The organism is Paenibacillus sp. PsM32, assembly GCF_030433815.1.
Lineage (GTDB): Bacteria > Bacillota > Bacilli > Paenibacillales > Paenibacillaceae > Saccharibacillus > Saccharibacillus kyungheensis.
This window is the reverse complement of the sequence record NZ_JARUWY010000006.1, coordinates 100,264-122,571: the sequence shown is the minus strand read 5'-3', so window position 1 is coordinate 122,571 and position 22,308 is coordinate 100,264. Positions and strand designations below refer to the sequence as shown.

15 protein-coding genes are annotated in these 22,308 nt (G+C 39.9%); 4 read left to right on the top strand and 11 right to left on the bottom strand.

Translation table 11 applies throughout. The features are described 5' to 3' along the window. Window positions 1-9 precede the first annotated feature (9 nt). Window positions 10-792: a helix-turn-helix transcriptional regulator gene (locus tag QCD85_RS13495; RefSeq protein ID WP_301262936.1), complete on the bottom strand. Its 783-nt coding sequence runs from the start codon at window positions 790-792 to the stop codon at window positions 10-12. 293 nt (window positions 793-1,085) lie between these two features. Between QCD85_RS13495 and pyk the strand changes: the two genes are divergently transcribed. Both pyk and QCD85_RS13485 read left to right on the top strand, forming a co-directional pair. Next, a complete protein-coding gene (gene pyk / locus QCD85_RS13490; RefSeq protein ID WP_273614457.1) occupies window positions 1,086-2,501 on the top strand; it encodes a pyruvate kinase in 1,416 nt (471 codons plus the stop codon). A 111-nt stretch (window positions 2,502-2,612) separates the two neighbouring features. Then, window positions 2,613-2,816, top strand: coding sequence for a hypothetical protein (locus tag QCD85_RS13485; protein WP_301262935.1), 204 nt, complete (start codon window positions 2,613-2,615; stop codon window positions 2,814-2,816). A gap of 100 nt (window positions 2,817-2,916) precedes the next feature. Here QCD85_RS13485 and QCD85_RS13480 read toward each other — a convergent pair whose 3' ends face one another. Next, a complete protein-coding gene (locus tag QCD85_RS13480; protein WP_441005626.1) occupies window positions 2,917-4,428 on the bottom strand; it encodes a methyl-accepting chemotaxis protein in 1,512 nt (503 codons plus the stop codon). Between the two features lie 297 nt (window positions 4,429-4,725). On the opposite strand from QCD85_RS13480, the gene QCD85_RS13475 reads away from it, so the two are divergent. Then, window positions 4,726-5,058, top strand: a complete 333-nt coding sequence (locus QCD85_RS13475; RefSeq protein ID WP_301262933.1) for an MGMT family protein — start codon at window positions 4,726-4,728, stop codon at window positions 5,056-5,058. 2 nt (window positions 5,059-5,060) lie between these two features. Here the strand turns inward: QCD85_RS13475 and QCD85_RS13470 are convergent, their stop codons facing one another. Next, window positions 5,061-5,849: an SDR family oxidoreductase gene (locus QCD85_RS13470; RefSeq protein ID WP_301262932.1), complete on the bottom strand. Its 789-nt coding sequence runs from the start codon at window positions 5,847-5,849 to the stop codon at window positions 5,061-5,063. 450 nt (window positions 5,850-6,299) lie between these two features. On the opposite strand from QCD85_RS13470, the gene QCD85_RS13465 reads away from it, so the two are divergent. Continuing rightward, entirely contained in the window at window positions 6,300-7,400 is a 1,101-nt protein-coding gene (locus QCD85_RS13465; protein ID WP_273614452.1) for an HD-GYP domain-containing protein, read from the top strand. 50 nt (window positions 7,401-7,450) lie between these two features. Here the strand turns inward: QCD85_RS13465 and QCD85_RS13460 are convergent, their stop codons facing one another. The 8 genes from QCD85_RS13460 to QCD85_RS13425 form a co-directional block, all read right to left on the bottom strand. Further along, entirely contained in the window at window positions 7,451-10,927 is a 3,477-nt protein-coding gene (locus tag QCD85_RS13460) for a DEAD/DEAH box helicase (protein ID WP_301262931.1), read from the bottom strand. A 31-nt stretch (window positions 10,928-10,958) separates the two neighbouring features. Further along, entirely contained in the window at window positions 10,959-11,510 is a 552-nt protein-coding gene (locus QCD85_RS13455; RefSeq protein WP_301262930.1) for an MOSC domain-containing protein, read from the bottom strand. A 122-nt stretch (window positions 11,511-11,632) separates the two neighbouring features. Beyond that, entirely contained in the window at window positions 11,633-12,250 is a 618-nt protein-coding gene (locus QCD85_RS13450; RefSeq protein WP_301262929.1) for a VC0807 family protein, read from the bottom strand. Between the two features lie 366 nt (window positions 12,251-12,616). Continuing rightward, entirely contained in the window at window positions 12,617-15,700 is a 3,084-nt protein-coding gene (locus QCD85_RS13445; protein WP_301262928.1) for a glycoside hydrolase family 2 TIM barrel-domain containing protein, read from the bottom strand. Window positions 15,701-16,508: 808 nt separating this feature from the next. Then, window positions 16,509-17,333: a carbohydrate ABC transporter permease gene (locus QCD85_RS13440; protein WP_273614447.1), complete on the bottom strand. Its 825-nt coding sequence runs from the start codon at window positions 17,331-17,333 to the stop codon at window positions 16,509-16,511. Further along, complete coding sequence (locus QCD85_RS13435; protein WP_301262927.1) at window positions 17,326-18,228, bottom strand: carbohydrate ABC transporter permease; 903 nt, start codon at window positions 18,226-18,228, stop codon at window positions 17,326-17,328. Before QCD85_RS13435 ends, QCD85_RS13440 begins: the two co-directional genes overlap by 8 nt. 171 nt (window positions 18,229-18,399) lie before the next feature. Further along, window positions 18,400-19,683 (bottom strand): ABC transporter substrate-binding protein, encoded by a 1,284-nt coding sequence (locus tag QCD85_RS13430; protein ID WP_301262926.1) that lies wholly within the window; start codon window positions 19,681-19,683, stop codon window positions 18,400-18,402. A gap of 763 nt (window positions 19,684-20,446) precedes the next feature. Beyond that, entirely contained in the window at window positions 20,447-22,237 is a 1,791-nt protein-coding gene (locus QCD85_RS13425; RefSeq protein WP_273614444.1) for a cache domain-containing sensor histidine kinase, read from the bottom strand. Window positions 22,238-22,308 lie beyond the last annotated feature (71 nt).

Below are 22,308 nucleotides of genomic sequence, written 5' to 3'. Positions count from 1 at the left end.
GTATTTGATTTACAAGATCGGTGGACGATCATGCATCAATTCAGAAGGAACAGTACCCATCATCCGCTTGAATACACGATAAAAGTAAGACAGATCACGATAACCCAAAAATTCTGCAATTTCAGCAATCGTTAATTGAGATTCGGTTAGCATATATACAGCACGCTTCATCCGCTGATGATGTACATAGTCACTGATCGTCTGGTTGGTGACACTTTTGAATAGATTAGCAGCATAGTTCGGCGTTCGCTCAATCACTTCGCCTAATTGTTCTTTGGTAATCCGGTGGTTATAATTACGTTGAATATAATGCTTCATCATATCGACCAATTGATGCTTATCGCCACTGATTAGCTTTTGATCATATTCCCGGCTAATCTCAATTAACAACTGCATTAACAACGTTTCAGTCATCAACTCATAATATGGAGTATGTTCTGTCCATTGCAAAATAATCATTTTCAACTTCTCATGAATGAGATCATAACAGCCCAGTTTGAGCCTTAATGGCTCGGGCTGACGCAAAATCGATAAATCTAGATCCGGTTGCTCTACTCGAAAATAAATCACTAATTTGGTATGCATCATCGTTGGAATACTTTTGCCATAATAAGCAAGATGAGCTGGAATCAGTAGCATTTCGCCTTTTTCCATAATCTGCTTCTGCTCATTCACCCAATATACACATTTGCCATAAGTCACCAGACTGAGACAATAGATCTGTCCTGCTAAATGATCTTTTTCGTACCAATTCACTGTGTGATGCTCCTGTACATCAACAATCTTTAACATTTCTGACTTTCCTCCTTTATTGCACGTCTACTCCGCTCATATGACTATTTCCGACATCCTTTTTTATACTTTTAGTGTACTATAGTCTAATCATTGTACTATAGTTCATAGCATACTGTGTGTATTACAGTTACAATAATTTATGAAAAGTGTTTTTTCGCATATAGAAATACGCCAATATGCATTATGATTTTCGTACAGTTAAGTATATTAAACGCAATCGTTAATCTATTTTATTGTGCGAAAATCATTCCAATGTAAACTAAATAAAATCGCTTCTAGGAGGATAACCAATGCTTAGAACTAAAATTATCTGTACGATGGGACCTGCTTGTGATTCTGTAGAAATGTTAAAAGAAATGATCAAAGCGGGCATGACAGTAGCTCGTCTAAATATGGCTCATGGTGAGTTAGAAGATCATGTGATGCGTATCCAGAATGTACGTCAAGCTGCGGCTGAATTAAATACATTTGTACCGATTATGATGGATATCAAAGGACCTGAAGTCCGTATTGGTAAATTAAGAGAAGCTTCCTGTGAATTACGTGCAGGTGGACAATTAATTTTAACCACAGAAGAAATTCTAGGTGATGCTGAACGTATCGGCGTAAACTATGCTGAATTAAATGAAGTCGTTAAAGCAGGCGACCGCATTCTGATCGACGATGGTCTGGTAGACCTGAATGTACGTGAAATCAGAGGCAACGATATCTTCTGCGATATTATTAGCGGTGGTACACTCAAACCTCGTAAAGGTGTAAACTTACCAGGGATTCACACGACTTTGCCAGGAGTAACAGAACGCGATGTTATGCATATCCATTTCGGATTAGAGCAAAAAATCGAAATGATCGCTGCTTCATTCGTTCGTAAAGGCGACGATATTCGCGAAATTCGTGGCATTCTAGCTGAAAACAATGCAGAACATGTACAAATCTATTCCAAAATCGAAAACCAAGAAGGTATGACTAACTTGAACGATATTATCGTCGCTTCTGACGGTATTATGGTTGCTCGTGGTGATCTTGGAGTAGAAGTTCCGATTCAAGACGTACCAATGATGCAAAAAGAAATGATCGATAAATGTAACCTTGCAGGTAAACCTGTTATCGTTGCTACACATATGCTTGAATCCATGCAAGTGAATCCTCGTCCAACTCGTTCAGAAGTAAGTGACGTAGCGAATGCGGTATTGCAAGGCGCAGACGTAGTGATGTTATCTGGTGAATCCGCAGCAGGTAAATATCCTGTACAATCGGTTCAAACGATGGCGGCTGTTGCACAACGTGCTGAGACGATGATCGATTACTACGAGCAATTTTCTAAAAAAAGAGCAGAACACTCTACCAATATTACAGAAGTCATCAGCCAAAGTGCTGTAAGTGCTTCGCTTGAACTAGCGGCTAAAGCGATCATTATCTCGACCGAGAGTGGATTTACCGCTCGTATGATCTCCAAATATCGTCCACAAGCGCCGATCTTTGCAGTTACTCAACACGAATCAGTGATGGCGAAAGTATGTCTATTGTCTGGTGTTATCCCGGTTAAAGGCGATGCAGTAAGTACAACTGATGAAATGTTTGAATCGGCTACACGTAATGCCATCAACACAGGATATATCAACAAAGGCGATGTTATTGTATTGTCTGCTGGCGTACCGATTGGACAGTCTGGTAATACGAACTTGCTGAAAGTGCAACAAGTATAATTTAATCGTTAAAATGATTTGAATGAATAGCAAAAGACCTGTATCCCGATACTTTTTGAAAAGTGGGCGGTGTACAGGTCTTTTTTTGTTTGAGCATCTATAGATACAGGTATGGGTACCGCTCATGACTATCTGCTCGACAATACAATGACATTCACACATATTGATACGGCATTGAAAGAAGGAAAACGTGTCCTTGTCCCTGTACACGGTCAACTAACCGTTGCAGAAGATACAGCAGAAAAGAAAGCTGTATATACATTTTATTTTGAAAAAGATCCACAAGATCAATGGAACATTGTTATGATCGACTAATATAAGCATATATAGAAATAAAAAAAGAGCACTCTATAGAGCGCTCTTTTTCGTAGTTCATTTGATATATAGACTGTATTCCAAAACTTTGAGTCTACTCTTAAATTTGTTTCGCAAAATCAACAAGCGACTCTGCCATATGATTAATCTCGTCCATCGAAGCATTCACCTGTTGTGTTAATGCTGCTTGGGTCTGGGTCATCGTTGTCATATTGCCGATATGCTCTAGAATCTGTTCGATCAATTCTTTCATATCGCTTAGACTGGTTTCGATATTCTCCGTTGCAGAAGCACTGTTTACAGCTAACTTACGGACTTCATCGGCGACTACTGCAAATCCCATACCCAATTCGCCTGCGCGTGCGGCTTCGATTGCTGCGTTCAATCCTAGTAGATTCGTTTGGTTAGCAATTTCACGAATAAAGGTAGAAATGTTTTTGGTTTCATCTGCACTGTTTTTCGCTTCATTTGCCGCTTCTGTTGATTTCTCTTGAGCCGAAGCGACTTCTTGTGCTTGTTCAGATACCGATGCCATAGCGGTTGTCATTTCACTGATCGACTGAGACAATTGTTGCATACGGCTATTCATGCCTTCTACAACAACATCTTTATTTTTTTCAAATGTAATATCACGAATCGTTCCAGCTACACGTACCGGTAATCCTTTGCTATCTCGAACTGTAGCTCCACCTGCATGATACCAGCGGTATTCTCCATTTTTCAATTGTAGACGGTAATCGATAGCGAACGGAGTCTGTCCGGTATGATCGTTCAAGTGAGCAGCAAAAGCATTCAACGAATATTCTTTATCTTCTGGATGTAGACGATCGCTCCAACTGCTTAATACGTTAGGGAAGTCTTTCTCATCTTGGAAGCCCAGTGTTGAACGAAATTGTGGTGACCACCAGAACTCATTATTAGGGTTAACCGGATCGCCTGCAATAACTTCCATATCCCATGGTGCTTCGATCAATGCTTTGTTGATTAGATCATAACGCGTAACAAGTGCTTGCAACTCTTGCTCTTTTAACTTTTTGTCATGAATATCAAATAGTGCTCCAGCTACACGTAAAGGCACACCTTGACGATCACGAATCGTTGTACCTGTAGCTTTGAACCAACGGTATGGTCCATTTTTCAATTTCATACGGTATTCGATATCATAAGGAGTACGACCGGAGTGATCTAGTAAATGCGTGGCAAAAGCGTCTAACACAAATTCTTGCTCATCGGGATGAAGTAGAGAAGACCAGCTATCTAACACATTCGGGAAATCGTTCTTGTCTTTATATCCCACCATACGGCGCAATTCATCGCTCCATGTAAATTCGTTATTCGGATTCACCGGATCACCAGCAATCACGTTCATATCCCACAATCCAACTTGAATCGCTTCAGTGACTAGATCCAAACGTAGTGAAATATCTTGCTTTTGATCGTACAATAATGCAAAAGCATTATTCATATGTTTGACTAATTCTTGTACTTCTGGGGAAGCATCTTTAACATTTAATTGAGGTAACTCTTTTTGTTGTTGAATTTGGGTGATAACGTTTTGACTGGCTTCAATAACTGATTGTAACGAAAGACTTGCTTTTCTAGGGGAAAATATAGACATTTTGTTGTCTCCTTCAATAATGCAAATTGTGTATTCAAAAATAACGTCCGTGATAAACGATGTTCTCTCATATGCTGTTACCTTTATTTCGTACATTTGACCTTCTTTTTGTATAAGACTTTATACCCAATATATCTTAAAATCAATCTTTTTATTATAAAAAAAGCTTATTTATTACATTTTTCGACATTAAATTAACAAAAAATCGACTTTTTATACTATGTAGTCCTATAAAACTGATTTTTGCTTTTTATGTCTATGGTGCTAACAGAAAAAGATAGGAGAGGTATAATGCAACCATTTACTAAACATGTTATTCGAATTATTCAAGCTATTCCGTACGGAAAAGTAATGACTTATGGACAGATCGCCGCAGAAGCAGGAAGTCCGCGTGCTGCGAGACAGGTTGTGCGTGTGTTACATTCGATGAGTAAGAAGTATGATCTTCCGTGGCATAGAGTGGTGAATAGTAAAGGAGAGATCGCTATAGCAGACGATGAATCCCGTTTTCTTCAACAAATGCTACTTGAAGAAGAAGGTATAGAATTCGGTATCCAGGCTATTGTCGATCTCTCTATCTATCGGTATGAATACGTGGAATCTGAACATGTGGATGAAATGTAATCTTATAATGCCCGGATCGTTCCTCCATCGACGATCAGAGACTGTCCGGTTACATACGTATTGGCAAACGAACCGTAAAATACAACCATACGTGCAAATTCTTCCGGCGTTCCCATCCGTCCAAGTGGAATCTGTGCAGTAGCTTGTGCTTGCAATTGTTCTACAGATATCTGCTGATTTGCTGCACGCTTACTGTCTAATTCTAAAATTCGATCAGTCGCAATCCGTCCGGGTGCTACGGTATTGATCAATATTCCTTTGTGCCCGTATTCCGAAGATAATGTCTTGGTTAGTGCCTGAATACCCGCACGAAAAACATTGGATAAAATCAATCCATCGATAGGCTGTTTGACAGAAGAGGAAGCAATATTGACTATCCGTCCACCTCCATCGGCTTGTAGAGCTGGTAAAGCCGCACGAATCAGACGAATCGTACTGAGTAGATTTTGTTCAAATGCTTGTTGCCAGTGCTTGTCTTCCATATCTGCAAATGTTCCTCCTGGAGGTCCGCCTGCGTTGGTGACCAATACATCTAACCGACTTGTGCGTTCTATTACTTGTGCTATAGCCGTTTGGATCTGTGTAGCATCATTCACATCCATTTGTACAATGTCTACTGTTACCCCAGTTGCCGAAGCAATCTCTTGTTGAGCTTCTTGTAGCTGTTCGATATTCCGACTAGCAATCGTTACGCGGGCACCTTCTCTTGCAAATTCAAGCGCACTCGCTCTTCCCAATCCTTTACTAGCAGCAGCTACAAATACAGATTTATCCTGCAATCCTAATTCCATATCAAACCCTCCTAAAATTGTGTTATTGATTTCCATAATCTCTCTGGTTCATTTTGAAAAATCCCTATATAATTCATCTAGCTTAGTGAAAGGTCTTTATTTCAAATGTAAGACGTTTTTTTTAAGATTTCCCACAAATTTGCTCTCAGAATTTATTAAATAAGTATGAAGTGTCGATATAATGAATATACCCATTTTGCACGGAATCCGATGTGATTTTCTTTTACCAGTAATTGAATATTACGTATCACTTATTGAAATCTTACCTATACAATATAGACACGAACCGAAATAACAGAAGCGAACTTTATCTATCCGGCTGGTTCGAAGGTTTTTTTACCATGTTTATAATGATTGTCGAACTATTCAATAAGGTGTTCTTATACGCCAATACTTAACAGTCTAAGTGGAATTGTTACCTTAAACTATAATAGATGGAAGTGACTACTATTGAGGTTGATACCTGTTACCTCCCTACAGCCGGGAATGCGATTAGCCAAAAAAATACACAATGATGAAGGAGTTGTACTCCTCGCTATAGACTCCGAATTAACAAGCGGTATTATTCGTAAATTACATAATCATGGTCTCGATTATGTGTACATTCAAGATGCAGATACTGAAGATATCGTAGTCAAAGATATTATTACTTCTGAGACTCGTCACAAAGCGTTACAAGAAATAAAGACCGGGTTCCGCAGTCTAATCGATCCTCAAGCCCAAAAAAAGAATTACCCTTTAATTGGACGTTCCTTCTCAGGAGTAGTGGATTCGATTCTAAATGATATCAGCTCAGATCCTGAAGTGATGATTATGTTATTGAATATCAATGCCAAAGATCAATATCTATATCATCATTCTTTAAATGTATGCATTTATACCCTTTTACTTGGCAAAGTACATGGATATTCTACAGAAGAACTGCATGTGCTTGGGATTGGTTCTTTGTTACACGATATTGGCAAAATCAAAATCCCTAATTCGATATTGTCCAAGCCAGAGCGATTAACCGATATGGAATACGAAGAAATTAAGCTACACACCGAATACGGGTACAAAATGTTAAAAGACGAGCCAGGCATTCCACTACTCGCTGCCCACTGCGCTTATCAGCATCATGAACGATTGAACGGAAGTGGCTACCCGCGTGGTATTACCGAACCGGATATCCATGAATATGCGAAATGGATCGCGATTGCTGATTCATACGATGCATTGACCACAAGTCGTGTGTACCGCTCTGCCCTTTTGCCTCATCAAGCGCTCGAAGTCTTATATGCAGGATATGGCACGATGTATGATAAATATATGATGGAAGTTTTCAAAAGTCGGGTCGCTATCTATCCGATCGGTCTAACTGTCATTTTGAGCAATGGTCTCAAAGGTGTTGTTGTGCATATTCACAAATCGATTACTCAACGTCCTATTATTCGGATTCTATATAATGAAGCTGGTGAACGATTAGATTCACCTTATGATCTAGATCTACTTGCTCACCATTCTATCGTTATTGCAGGTGTAGAAGGTCTAAACACACATATGCACACGTAATCTACGCTTATAACTAAAGTTATACAGGCTTAACTATACAAAGAGATTCGTCAGATCATTAAGATCTGGCGAATCTCTTCTTCGGTTAACGCTGTTAACGCAGGTTGTTCGGTGCCTGCTTGAATCACTTCATCGATCAAATGCTTTTTGGTCTGTTGCAATTCAAACATTTTATCTTCTACAGTACCTTGCGCAATCAAGCGAATCACTTGCACCGTATTTTGCTGTCCAATGCGGTGAGCACGATCAGCCGCTTGTTCTTCTACCGCTGGATTCCACCATAGATCATATAATATAACCGTATCCGCTCCGGTCAGATTAAGCCCTGTTCCGCCTGCTTTGAGCGAAATTAAAAAGATATCACGCTCTCCTTGATTGTATCGATTACATAACTCTACCCGTTCCGCTACAGGCGTACTTCCATCTAGATTAAAGTAAGGAACTTGCGCTTGTTGAAGCTCCTGCCCGATAATCCCCAACATCTCGGTAAATTGAGAAAAGATCAACAATCGCTTGCCTGCATCCAGACTTTCTTCCACAATTTCTAACAGCTGTTCTAGCTTGGCTGATCCACCTTCATACTGCTGTACAAATAAAGCAGGATGACAGCATAACTGGCGTAGACGGGTAAGTCCTGCTAGAATTTTGATTTTATTTTGCGGTACAGCCTTATCATTCAAATGCTTCAAAGCATCTTGTTGTAGTCTGGCTAGATAAGCCGCATACAGTTTTTTCTGCTCTGGCAATAATTCAGAGATCAGGATATGTTCCTGTTTGTCAGGCAGTTCTTTGAGTACATCTTTTTTCAATCGTCTCAGTACAAATGGACGAATACGCTTAGCAACCGTTTCGTTAGACAGATCAGCAAATGACTTTTTATCGCCTAATAGTTGCGGAAATACCACATGCATAATTGCCCATAATTCATAGATCGAATTTTCTATCGGTGTACCTGTTAATGCAAAACGATACTGCGCTTTGATCTGTTTGACCGCTTTTGCAACTTGAGTAAGATCATTTTTGAATGTCTGTGCTTCATCTAAGATCAACGTGTGAAAAGAAGATCGATGCACTTGCTCTAGATCGCGACGCAATAATGGATAGGAAGTGATAATGACATCCACCGCAGTCCGATCATTCCCCTCGGGATCTGATGCTTGCTGTGGCAACGATTGATACCAGCGCCGATTACGCTCCGTTTTGCTTCCATCAATCAGACAAATATGAATCTCAGGAGCAAAGCGCCGAATCTCATGTTGCCAGTTATACATCAGTGAAGCTGGCGTTACGATCAATGCAGGCTGACCACTACGCCGGATATCAGACAACATAGAAGCTAGAAAAGTAATACTTTGTAGCGTTTTGCCAAGCCCCATATCATCCGCTAAGATACCACCGAATCCATAATGAGCCAGTGTTCTCATCCATTGATAACCATACTGCTGATAATCCCGCAAAATAGGTGCTAAATGTGCAGGTACAGGCTCTTCACGCAGATCAGGGTTACGCAGATTGTCTAACAACAAACGAAGCGACTTACCGAACTGGACACTTTCGTTCGTTGACTCTTGATCTAGCCCTGCAAGTCCTTGAATGAGCGGCATCCGCATCACCAACTGTCCGGTCTGCTCTTCATTGGTTGTATGATCCAGCAGATCATGATCCAATGGCATAAACTTCGCCATACCCGTTTGCTGAATAAAAGCGATAATTTTGCGGAATTCTTGTTGTTCTAAAGGTAATAACGCTCCATTAGGTAAACGATGGTAACGCCGTTGTTCACGTAGCGAATTGAGCACTTCTATAATCTGAGACTCTGCTATACCATCCAACTCCAAAGTCAATTCCAACCAATCATGACGCGGGTCTGTATTCACTTTTAATTTGGGTGCAGATAAAGGATTATATACTCTGGCCTTAACTGCTGAGGTCGCATACACTTCGACCCATTGTTCCAGACGAGGCAAAATATGATACAAAAATTCATATTCAGCATCTTCATCTGTCAAAAAATAACCGCCTTCGGTCTGTACAAAAGAACCTTCGTCCAACAACATCATAATCTCTTCTTCTTGCTTACCATCTCTTAATAAAATCTGCCCTTCTGGTAATGAAGGCACTTGTAGATCTAACGGATTGATAGTGACCTGCCCGTATTGAAATTCTAATCCTGCTAATAGCCGATCTCGCACACGATCCAGATACAATCGTGCTTGAAGTGGTGTACGTACAATATATTCAGAAACAGCGCGAGTCATATGAACCTGACCTAATGTCATCAACCCTGGAATCACTTGCTCGATAAAAGGCTCTAATTGCTCTTCAGGGATAGTCATCGTCTGATGAGTTCGATATTGCTCTGACGCTTGCAACATCGATTGAAGCTCACTCAGACGCTGACACTCGTTCTCAGGTACATGAATCAATTGACCATAAGAAATAACCGTTTCATACCATTCCAGTATAATAAGGTGCTCTAGCCCTTCTACATGCAATTCATATCGGGGTGGGGCGCTAAGAGATGTTGTATCTCTGCTACTCTTATTGGATTCTGGTTCATAACGATCCAGTTGAAATTGAATCGGCAACGATTCCTGACTTGGCATCACTGTACCCCATTGCTGACCGTTATATTCCAACGTGGTGGATGATGCGTGAGACAATTGCTCAAGCATTTCTTGCCAGTGTGAAGCTGGAATTAATACTAACCGCTGATGCTGTTGATGGTATCCAGCAATCGCACCTTGCGCTTCCCAGCTTCCGTATTGTTGTTCTTCTTGAACAATATCGAGCATATGCTGAATAAGACGATCATCTGTACGAGCAAAGCTATGTAGTTCAGGATCATATGTGAATGATTTGGAAAAATAATAACTTTCTCGCCGCTTCACATGCTCTAGAAATTCGATCAACTGCTGTACAATATAGACACGTTTGGGTCCAACTTTCATTTCGATGCCTATTCGGTATTGCCGATTACCGTAAGCAATAGGCTTGCAAATCCATTCTACTTGAAGAGTTGTTCGAGTCTCGAAATACGTTCGACTGCCACTAGGACGTTGCTTTTTATCGGCAAATAAAGAAAGCATATGCCAGGTTAATTGTAGTGCATCGTTGTGCTGTTGTTGTATCTGGCGATTATCTTCTTGCGAAGTATCTACCTTTTGCTCTTCTTCAGCCAAAGACCGCTCAGGCTTCGCAGAGGACTCTACCAGAATAGGTACAATCCCTTGCTGTTGTGCATAATAGATATGAATTAACACCGCCGCGATATGCTGACAATAATGATCATAAGAGGACAGCGAAGGGCAACTACACTGAGCATATACTTCGCCTTCTTCGTCCACATTTACAGAGACCTGTTCAGTCAGTTTAGCTCTAATATTCACAATCGCTTGATACATCGAAGATTGCTGATCATATTGAATGAAGGATACTTTACCATTACGGTAATACGATTTCCCTTTCGCAAAAGCAGTCTTTCCACACCATAATTCGATCGTTGGCAAATGAAGTTCGGTACTCACGTTAGAATCCTCCTTTCTACAAATGTATTACTTAGGATAAATGAGCTGTGATAATCTGTACGGTATCGCCTTGATAAATCGTACCTTCCCGTTCTACGGAACAAACGATACCTCTTGATTTGCGGGCAGCCGGTACAAATTTGGAACGTAATTTGGGAATATCATATACTTCTTCAATCACTTTCCCTGGAAAAATACAAGGTAGATTCTCCCCTTCACAGATTAGACCGGTTCCATCAGGAAAAATCAATCTCGCTCCTGCTGGCAAATGTGTAAGTTGATCGAATCCACGTATCATAAGATTAGCCCCTAGCCATTCAGGTCTTACTTCAGGCAATTTCATACGTAATGCAATCTGCTCACAATCTTCATAAGACACAATACTGATCTGTCTACGATTAGCAATCATAGTGCCTTTTTTATATATTTTTTGTCTGGAATCAGCAGGGCGTAATAATCCATAATGACGATCGTCAGGAATACCTGCTAGCTCTACCGCAATCGAAGGTAATTCTCGAGTAATAAAGCTTTTGGGTGTATCGGCTATTAATACTTGTTGTACGGTGATGATCTGATCGGTCATTGAATTTCTCCTTTAGTATAGATACTTTAATCTCATTCTTGTGGTATATACAATGTGAATATCATAGAGGAAATACACATAAAAAAGAAGCCCTATCTTACAGGCTTCTATCCAGGAATGATCTAGGAAATAGATTGTTGCTGCTTCATGTTAACTGCTGCTCTACGGCGATAAAGGATAGTCGCACCAATAGCTGCACCGATAAAGCTATAAGATATGATACTCGATAATGCAAGCACCTGAATAACACTAAGTTCGTAGACCATCACTATTTTAGTGCCAGCTTCTAACACAAGTAGCACGCCCCAGATCAGTGTCATATTGCGCATGACTTTACGAAAATAAGCATATTGCCATTTTTGCTCAAAATCTGAAATGGTACTAAAGCGACTAGCTATATAATAAATAAGGGGCTTGCCCACCCATAATGAACCCAAAAATAAGATACCAACCACACCTGTAATCATTGATTCTCGCAAAAGAAGAAGCTTTTCACTGCCTCCTAGCAATACCATCACCAATGAGAGCACAAAAGTCAGTAACATCAAACCTCCGAATACATCAATCTTGCGATGTCTGGCAAAATGAAATACATTATCAACCAAAGGAATTAACGTCGCAATCGATAATGCAGTTAGTCCTCCTACATACGGTGACAGCCATACATAGACTCCCCACGGAATAAGACCGTTAATAACCAGTGTAAATATGATATAACTACGCGTTGACATATTAAGCATGATGAACACTCCTTTGATTATATAATGTTGAAATATGCTACTACCCTCGTTCGTTCTCTACTTCATCTTGTAATTAAATCTTAACAGGATGACCAACAAATAAAATCTACCGCAAGGTTAGTGTTGAAGTATATCTCTAGATAGACAAACAAAGGAATATGGAGTAAGAAGCTGATTAAGAAGACATTCATTTCATTATCGCTACTATACGGGTTGTAACTTTGTGACTCAAATTATTTTTTCCAACGAATATTATTGAATACTTCATAAATGATAATGCTCTTTATCGTTAATTTTCATAAAAAAAGACTTCCCTAATCCAGAACATAATTGTTAGGAAAGGAAAGTCTTTGGGTGGTATCTAATTTAGACTAGCGGGTGAATCGTAAATTCGAATGCTAACGGTTGATCCGCAGGAATCTGATACTCGTCTAATACAGGAGCACCCCAGCTATCATCCCCACCTACACCCATTTGCTTACCAGCTACAGTAACTACCGTATAGTACACATTTGGCAATTCATATTGATGATAAGCACTTTCTAATTCAAAAGCAGTATACGGCGAAATATTACATTCTACCGGTGCTGTCGATGGTGCTGTAATCCGAATCCCTTGTTTACGTTGATCGGTAATATCCACACGACGTACACCTGTGCGGTTACCGGATTCTTGCGGTACAACATAACCGGATACATTATCAGATGCTTGATTCTGGAAATGTGTTAAACGAGCGCCAAATGCACGGTCGCTATAGTTCTCATCAGGCCCCATCGCATACCAGTCCAATTGATCATAATCTGCTGGTACTTTGAACGATAAAGCGAAGATCGGTAGATTCGCAAGTCCTGTCGCACCGTTGTAAGTAGACTGTACTTTCATACTTCCGTCTCCATACACAGTATAGGTTGTTGTTACTTTCAGATCAGCATGAATACTGAATCCATAATGGAATGTAACCATTACATGGTCTGCTTGCTCATTCACATCAATACCTACACATTGACGAGCTAGACTAGCTGCAAACCAGTTCCCTGCATGGAATCCTCTAGCTGTTCCTTTATCGTTATCTGTTGTTGCACGCCAGAACAATGGTGCGGGTGGCGTAGAGATCATTTCACGTTGTCCATAACGTAGAGAAGTTAAGCTACCTGCTCCTTTAGAGAACATCACGCTAAATCCTGTACCATGAACACCGATATTCACATCACCATGTGCTACACGTAATGTACCTGTTGGAAGTGCAGACTCTTCTTTTTGTTCCACGTGGAAAATATGTTGTCCAAATGCGACTTCATAACCAGCTTCTGCCCATAGTTCTGCTTCTTTCAGTACAAGCGACGCATGAATCACATACTCACCTGCTTGAGTATGCATATCTGGCAATACCCATTCAATACGTGCTTGTGATTGTGCATTGACTTGAACAGGCATCGTATTCGTATATACTTCTACACCTTCATGGTGAAGGCTATAGACGAGATTGTACGCATCAGTGCCGACAAATACATTTTCATTTACAATCGTAATCGCACTTACATCAGGAAGAAGTTTGATATTTTGGTATAAGAATTTCACTTCTTGCATTTTAGGAGAAACTTTACGATCGGCATATACGATACCATCTGTACAGAAATTATAATCGGTAGCGCGATCATCATAATCGCCACCAAATGCTAAATATTCTTTACCATAGCGATCTTCTTTCATGACTGCTTGATCGATATAATCCCAGATGAACCCACCTTGATACATCTCATACTTCTGTTCCAAATCCGTATATTTAGACATACCTCCAACCGAGTTACCCATTGCATGCATGTATTCACAACTGATATATGGTTTTTGCGGATCATTATTCAGATACTCTTCCACATCAGCCACTTTGGCATACATCCGGCTTTCCATATCACTTGTTGCATCATAATCACGATTGTGGAATACACCTTCATAATGAACCAAACGTGTAGGATCAGTCGTACGGAAGTAGTTGGATACATTCAGAATCACTTCACCTGCGTATGCTTCATTACCACAAGACCAGATCAGAATCGATGGATGGTTTTTGTCACGTTCTACCATAGAGATCGCACGATCCATAACGATATCTTGCCACTCTGGCAAATTACCTGGAACGTTCCAGGATGGCTCAACAGCGCCCATCTTCTGCCATGAACCATGACTTTCTAAGTTCATTTCATCAATCACATACAGACCATATTCATCACATAGCTCATACCAGAGCGTCTGGTTCGGATAATGCGATGTCCGTACAGCATTCATATTGTTTTGCTTAATTGTGCGAACATCCCATAGCATATCTTCTGCTGTAATCGCGCGTCCTGTACGAGCATTGAATTCATGACGGTTGACACCTTTAAACACAATTCGTTTACCATTTAAGCACATCACTTTGTTGATCATTTCAAAACGGCGGAATCCTGATTTCTGTGGAATCACTTCTACCAAACGACCTGCTTCGTCATAAATAGAAATCAACAACGTATACAGATACGGATGCTCTGCGCTCCATGTATGTACATGATCAATAGTGGTAGTAAGCTCTGCTTTTCCATCGACAAATGTAGCTTCAAGCGAACTTACATTAGCCCCTGTCGCATCTTGTACTTCGATCATTGCTTTTGCCGAGATTGCTTGCTCTAATGTTAATTGTACCGACAACTGACCTTGCGTATAAGCATCATCCAATCCAGCATTTACATGAAGATCGCGAACATGCACAGACGGTACAGTATACAAATACACATCACGGAAAATACCGGAGAAACGCCAGAAATCTTGATCTTCTAACCATGAACCTGTACTGCGTTGGTACACTTCAACTGCTAATTTATTTTCGCCTGCTTGAAGATAAGGTGTCAGATCAAAATCAGCCGGTGTGAAGCTATCTTCGCTATACCCTACAAATTGTCCATTAAGCCAAACGTAAAAAGCAGACTCTACCCCTTGAAACGAAATATAAATAGGTGATTGATCTCCAGATGGACGCTCTAGTAAATGCTGAGGCACTGTAAAGTACTTCACATAACTGCCGACCGGATTTGATTGAGTAGACAGACTATTTTCTACTGTAGCTGTCTCTGATGTGAACAATGGACGCAAATCTTCATGTCCATCCCACGGGTACATTGTATTCACGTATTGCATTTGACCATAACCTTGTAGTTGAATATGACCCGGAACAGTAATATCTCCCCAACCGTCACAAGCAAAGTCTGTTTCTTGAAATCCTTGTGGACGCGTGCTTGGATTGGTAGCATAGTTGAATTTCCAATTACCATTAAGTGAAGAACGAAGCTTCATATCGCCACGTGTCTGTGCTTCTTCTAACGTTTCATAATATTTATGATCTGAGTACGCTTTCAAGCGATTCACAGCAAATACACTGACATCGGTTAACCAGTCCAAACTAGGCTTTTGTTGATTCATGTCCATACCCCCGACTTTTCTTTGTTTTAGAGTGACTAGCGCTCCGGGGAATCGTTATTCTTGCCGTCGCTGGTAAAACTCGGATATCTTGATTAGACCACCAAGTGGTCGATATCCGAATTTTAAAGGCTCCTTTCAGAATAACGATTCCCCTCCGCTAGATGTAACTGCTACTCCATTTGAATGCGTCTCCATAGTAGAACCAAAACCTCAACCTTAGATCCTTACTTTGGAATACATGATCATTTTGGAGTTTTTAGCTCATATGCGCTTTGGCTATATGGTTTTTTCATTGCATAAAATAATGATGTTAGTCTCGCTCTAGCATTGCTATTCGCTTTAGCATCGATATAATGATGGCTCTGATCTTAAACTAATTCATTTCACGTTACTCTCAAAATCAAATAAGCTTAAAACATCAAACAAGTCAAAACCATAAAATCTTTTCAACCCTTACATCCTTAAATCTTTTACTATTTTATTCTTTTATTCTTTTATTCTTTTAATCCTAAATCCTAAATTCCAATTTAAAATTCCCCAATCCTTAATCCCTATATCCCTAACTCTCTAAATCTCCCCTGCTACCTACTCGAAGTAAAATGAAATCTTTTTCTTGTGGACGTGGCAAAGTGGCTGTGATGCGGCGGAGCGGAGTCTAAGGAAATTGTCCTGAACGTCGCCTTTAAAGATAAATGCGACTGCTTGGCAGTCATTCAAAGCATTTATCTTTACCAGCGGCGGCAAGGACAATTCCTTAGACGAAGCGGTCCCCATCAACAGCCACAGTCCATCTCCACAACTGGGAGATTTATTTTACCGATCCAACCATTCCTGCTACGAAGTGTTTTTGCATTACGAAGAAGACAATTGCAGTAGGTAATGTAGAGAATACGATAGCGATCATGATCACACCATAATCCGGAGCATAACTTGATCCCAAGTTAGAAATTAACAACGGAATCGTTTGATTTTCTGGCGATTGTAAAACAACCAAAGGCCATAGGTAGTTATTCCAGCTCGACATAAACGTAATAATCGCCGCAGCAGCATAACTCGTTTTCATCGTTGGCATGTACACACGGAAGAATAATCCCAACTCGGTAAGACCATCCATACGACCTGCTTCAAGCAAGTCTTTCGGGAACATTTTGGTACTTTGACGGAAAAAGAAGATCAAAAACGCTGTTGTTACGGTCGGAATAACTACTGATGCTAATGTGTCGATACCGATCGTTGGTACAACATTACTGATTTTACCGAACATCCGATATAACGGAACCATCATCGCTGCAAAAGGAATCATCATCGACAATAGTAAAATGTTAAATACGATATCTTTCGCTTTACTGCGGTATACTTCAAATCCATAACCTGCAAGAGAAGCGATTAACAATGCTAGAATCGTAGTACTGATCGAGATTTTAGCAGAGTTACCGAGAGCACCCATAATATCTACAGAACTCGTTAATTTTTGGAAGTTTTCGATTAAATGTGACCCCGGTAACAATTTACCTTTGGTGACGTCTACCGAAAGGTTCGTTGAGCTGACGATCATCCAGAAAAATGGAAAAATAGAGATGAATGCGGCGATACTCAAGAAAATATAAGTGAAAAACGTTTTCGATTTATTCATTGCGATCACCTGCCACTCTGAATTGAATAAATGCTAAGATGATGATCATAATTACGATAGAATACGATACAGTTGCTGCATAACCAAAGTCTGCTGAATATTTGAACGACAGATTGTAGATATACTGCGAAATCGATGTGGTCGCATTACCTGGTCCACCTTTGGTAATATTGACGACTTCATCAAATAATTGCAGCGTACCAATTGTCGATGTGATCGATGTGAACAAAATAATAGGTTTTAGCATAGGAATCGTAATGCTGAAAAATTGACGAATCGCGGAAGCACCATCAATACGTGCTGCTTCATAAATAGAGTTGTCGATATTTTGTAATCCAGATAGATAGAAAATCATGTTGTACCCTGTCCAGCGCCATGTGATCGCGATAATAATCGTTACTTTTGCCCAGAACGGATCAGCAATCCATTCAATCGGAGCACCAATCAAATGCAATTTCAGTAACAACGCATTAACCAAACCATCGGAAGAAAATAGATATTTAAATACAACGGAATAAGCAACAAGCGATGTAATACAAGGTAAGAAAATAGCTGTACGGAAAAATCCTTTAAATCTTAAACGAGGGTTGTTCAGTAATACAGAGATAAACAAAGCAAGCACAACCATTAAAGGCACTTGGAAAATCAAATAAATAAAGGTATTTTTTACTGCAGTCAAGAACATATCATCTGTAAATAAACGAGCATAGTTATCAATACCGTTAAATTTCAGATTAGAGCCTGTTCCCGTTTGGAACGAAAGAATAAGTGCTTGAATCATTGGATAAAAGTAAAACGCACATATCATTAGAACCGCGATTGCAATAAATAACCATCCGGTTAAGCCAGCTTTGAAACGAGGGCCTAATTTGGATTGAGGTTGAGCTGCTTTCATTTCTTTCATCTCCTTTATATCGCTTGTGGGTTATTTTTTTTATTTATAGCTTAGATACGGCAATAAAACCTTGAACGGCGAAGCCCAAGGTTTCATTGCTGTGTCTATCGCCTTACGCCCAGCAAGCTTTCTCTATCCACTGCCTGAGCAGATCGGGTACAGTATGCTATTTTATTTCAATTGAGCTTCTGCTTGAGCTTGAACATCGTTCAATACTGAGTCGATGTCTTTACCAGCAAGGTAATTTTGTACTTCTACTGTCATGATATCTTCGATAGCATACGTGTGTAGACCGTAGTTTACGTTAGGAACTTCTGTTGTCCATTTTGCAAAGTCAGCATAGATTTTTTGTCCGCCAAAGAATTCGTCTGCTTTGTCATAAGCTGAACCTGAAGAAGCAGATTTCAACGTACCGATAATACCAATTTTGTTTAACATATCTTGATACAATTCTTTATCAGAACCGAATGTTTCTTTCATAAAGTCTGCTGCTGTATCTTGACCATCAACGTTCATCACATACCATGAGCTACCACCGATGTTAGATGCGTGAACAGAGTTTGGTGTATTTTTCAATTTAGGGAATGGAACAACAGCCCATTTACCAGATTGTGAAGCTTCTGCTTTGATAGAAGGTGTAATCCAGTTACCTGTAGGAACAGATGCTACAGCACCACTGTTGAATGCAGCCAAGAATTGACTCCAGTCAGAGTTTGTTTTTACGATATTTGCATCAAACATTGCTTTGTAGTTTTCCATCGCTTCTTTCAAAGCTGCGTTTCCTGCAATGTTAGGAGTTTTACCATCTTCTTTCAGATACCAAGAACCAGCAGATTGGATCATTGCACGAATCAATCCCAAATCATTCGGATCTTGAGTTAACATATCTTTACCAGTTTTAGCTTTAACTGCTTTACCGATTTCGATAAATTTATCCCAATCGATATCTTGCATATCTTCAGGTGTGTAACCTGCTTCTTTAAGGTAATCTGTTCTTACGTACATACCTGTTACACCGGAATCAAATGGAACTCCATATTGTTTACCGTTGTAGCTTGTAGGACCTGCTTTGTAGTCTGCGAAGTCTGTGCCTTTGATGGAATCAGACATATCGCGGAAAGCATCTGGATACGCTTGCAAGAAGTTTTGTGAACGATAATCTTCGATCAACACAATGTTTGGAAGACCTTTTGTTGTACCGGAGTTCAAACCTGTGTTTAATTTTTGTACGATATCCGCTTGAGCGTTTTCAACAATGTTGATTTTTACGTCAGGGTGTTTTGCCATATATCTTTCTTTAGCTAAATTCAATGCTGCGATATTAAAGTTAGGGTCCCATGCCCATACTGTAATTTCTTTTTTAGCTGGATCAGAACTTGCACCGCTACCCGAATTACTTGAACATGCAGATAACATGAAAACGGTTGCTAGTAAAAGAAACATCATTTTTTTCATTTTGTGTTCAACCCCTGTTCTTTTTTTGAAAGCGTTTACCATTTGGTATATTTATCTTAACACCTCTTAATTTGAATACGGTATGACTATCTTTGTAAGGATTTGTGATTTTGTTATATTTCTAATTTTTGATAGCGTTATCATTAGTAATATATTTGGATAATGGTAGAAATTAAATATTGGATTTGTTGGGGTTGGAAGTGAAGCTGGACATAGGTAGACCGCTTTGGGGATCTATTCTTTCTTGGCGTCGCTGGTAAAACTCGGATATCTTGAATTGACCGCAGGCGGTCGATATCCAAGTCTTAAAGGCGACTTTCAGAAAGAATAGATTCCCCTTCGCTCTGTGCTGGGAGGATTTTGGGTGGGCACTTAACTATGAGAGTGCACAAATCTGGTGTTTGGGTGGGGTGGGCAGGAAAGATGGGAGTAGGAGTTAGGTGGGTACGTCATTATGTGTTGTACTATAAAGTTCAATTTGTTCGGGTTTGTTTAGATTTGAATGTGATGGATGAGATTGAATGATTTGAATAGGAATATTTTTGGATAGAAAGATTATGGGGTGGTTTCAACCACAAAAAAAGATAGGCACTTGATTAGAAGTGTCTACCTTTTTTGTGTGGAATTATTTTGGGTTGGTATTTTCTATTGTTATTTAGTAAGGGATATGAATAAGAATAGACTAGCAAACAAAATGGTAAGAGATTGCTCATAGATCTGTAAGCAGATACGATGTTGTGAGTGTTTTCGGCTCTTTTACTTTTTACTGCTGTTCCAGAATTAAAGGCATGGTGATTTTTACTTTGGTGCCTTCGCCTTTGGTACTGGAGATTGTGACTCCGTATTCTTCGCCATACAGTAGTGTGATGCGGTTGTGGACGTTTTGGATGCCGATGCCTGTAAATAGTTGGCGTTTGCTTTTCGGATTCGGGAGCGGGTTGTGTTCGCTCTCTGCGGAAAGACCTTCCATACCGTCTCCATTGTCGACCACTTCGCAGGTAAGTACGCCATCTGATTGAGAGACCATAATATAGATGATTCCATTTTGTTTCTCATTAAACGCATGGAAAAACGCATTTTCGATAAACGGTTGAATAATCAATTTGGGCACATGGTATTCGAGACAATCGGGCGATACGAAATAGTTCACCTGTACACGTTGTCCATACCGCACATGGTTGATAAATACATAATTTTTCATATTGCCAAGTTCTTGTTCGATAGTAATCGTTTCACTCACATTACTGATCGTATTTTGCAGTAACGAGATCAAAGCATTAATGGTCTCAGCGGCTGTTTCTTTGTTGCCTTTTTGCACCAGAATTTTGATCGAAGCCAGCGTATTGTATAGAAAATGTGGATTGATCTGTCGCTGTAGTGCAGCCAATTCGGCATTCCGCTGATCTTTCTGTGTCTGAAGTAAACGTTCGATATAATCGTTCAGCTCATCGAGCATATAGTTATACGCACGACCCAGTTCCTGAACTTCATAGCTTCCACTCACTTGAATATAATTGTCAAAATTCTTTTCGGTAATCGTAGACATCTGCTTCACCAGACGGGTTAACGATTGCGTCAATCGGCGCGAGATTAAAAATACGATCAATAGTGCTCCGCTGACAATCGCAATACAGATCAGCGCCACAGAGCGCACATTAATGATCTGTCCAACTGCAAATTCACGATCAACCAGATTTACCAGATAAAAATCATATTCAGGTACATAATTCGATAAAATAATATGATCTTTGCCCATCACATCTGCATCCATATAATCCAGATGTTTTTTGTTAATTTGAGTCGCATAATTAAGCAATTCCGGTGCAAATGTACCGATCAAATCATCCCGATTACTTGATACGATCCGACCGCTTGCATTGACAATAAGCACGTCATTACCTGTACTGGTAAAATTACTATAAAACCGCTTGAACTCTCGCTCTTGAATCGCTATATAAATCGTTCCGTACAAAAAATTACTGGTACGTTCCATCAATGCTTTGGACGCAATAATATAATGTTCTGGAGGTTGATGGATATCTGTCGATTCTTCATCATATTGATACATCAATCGTTTGGGTTCAGCAATCGTATTTTTGGTAATCGGGCTTTTGGTTAATGCATTCATCGGAATCGGCCAGTATCCATAATCAGAAGAATAGCCTCTTCCATTCACTCCGATAACGGTTACCCCTACTTCATAAGCATCTACATTGGATTTTATCTGCTTCATCTGTTGACCCATACTGAAATACGAGCTGGCTGTGGCGACTGAATCCCCTTCCCCACTGGTGAGAAAGCTTTTGACTGTCGCTGTCTGAGACGCATGGCTGACGGCATTTACAATCGAATCGTTAAACGACTCAAAGCTTGTTTTGATCTGGTTCAATACTTTGGAATTGGTAATACTGAATGTCTCGGCAAATAAACGCTCTGACATTCGAATCGTTACCAGTGAAGTCAACAAACAAACAGCAATAATACTCACGACCATCACGATAAATAATTTAAAAAACAGACCTTGCTGTTTGAAATTGTCGATACTTTTTTTCATACTCATTCCCTTTTCTGTAACCCATTCATACATATAAAATAGTAAGATATTTTGCTTTGCAAAAATCATTC

Excerpts from the sequence above, each read along its gene's own strand:
- QCD85_RS13435 (WP_301262927.1), bottom strand. The coding sequence starts at position 18,228 with ATGAAAGCAGCTCAACCTCAATCCAAATTAGGCCCTCGTTTCAAAGCT.
- QCD85_RS13495 (WP_301262936.1), bottom strand. The coding sequence starts at position 792 with ATGTTAAAGATTGTTGATGTACAGGAGCATCACACAGTGAATTGGTAC.
- QCD85_RS13440 (WP_273614447.1), bottom strand. The coding sequence starts at position 17,333 with ATGAATAAATCGAAAACGTTTTTCACTTATATTTTCTTGAGTATCGCC.
- QCD85_RS13455 (WP_301262930.1), bottom strand. The coding sequence starts at position 11,510 with ATGACCGATCAGATCATCACCGTACAACAAGTATTAATAGCCGATACA.
- QCD85_RS13470 (WP_301262932.1), bottom strand. The coding sequence starts at position 5,849 with ATGGAATTAGGATTGCAGGATAAATCTGTATTTGTAGCTGCTGCTAGT.
- QCD85_RS13475 (WP_301262933.1), top strand. The coding sequence starts at position 4,726 with ATGCAACCATTTACTAAACATGTTATTCGAATTATTCAAGCTATTCCG.
- QCD85_RS13425 (WP_273614444.1), bottom strand. The coding sequence starts at position 22,237 with ATGAAAAAAAGTATCGACAATTTCAAACAGCAAGGTCTGTTTTTTAAA.
- QCD85_RS13485 (WP_301262935.1), top strand. The coding sequence starts at position 2,613 with ATGGGTACCGCTCATGACTATCTGCTCGACAATACAATGACATTCACA.
- QCD85_RS13430 (WP_301262926.1), bottom strand. The coding sequence starts at position 19,683 with ATGAAAAAAATGATGTTTCTTTTACTAGCAACCGTTTTCATGTTATCT.
- pyk (WP_273614457.1), top strand. The coding sequence starts at position 1,086 with ATGCTTAGAACTAAAATTATCTGTACGATGGGACCTGCTTGTGATTCT.
- QCD85_RS13450 (WP_301262929.1), bottom strand. The coding sequence starts at position 12,250 with ATGCTTAATATGTCAACGCGTAGTTATATCATATTTACACTGGTTATT.
- QCD85_RS13445 (WP_301262928.1), bottom strand. The coding sequence starts at position 15,700 with ATGAATCAACAAAAGCCTAGTTTGGACTGGTTAACCGATGTCAGTGTA.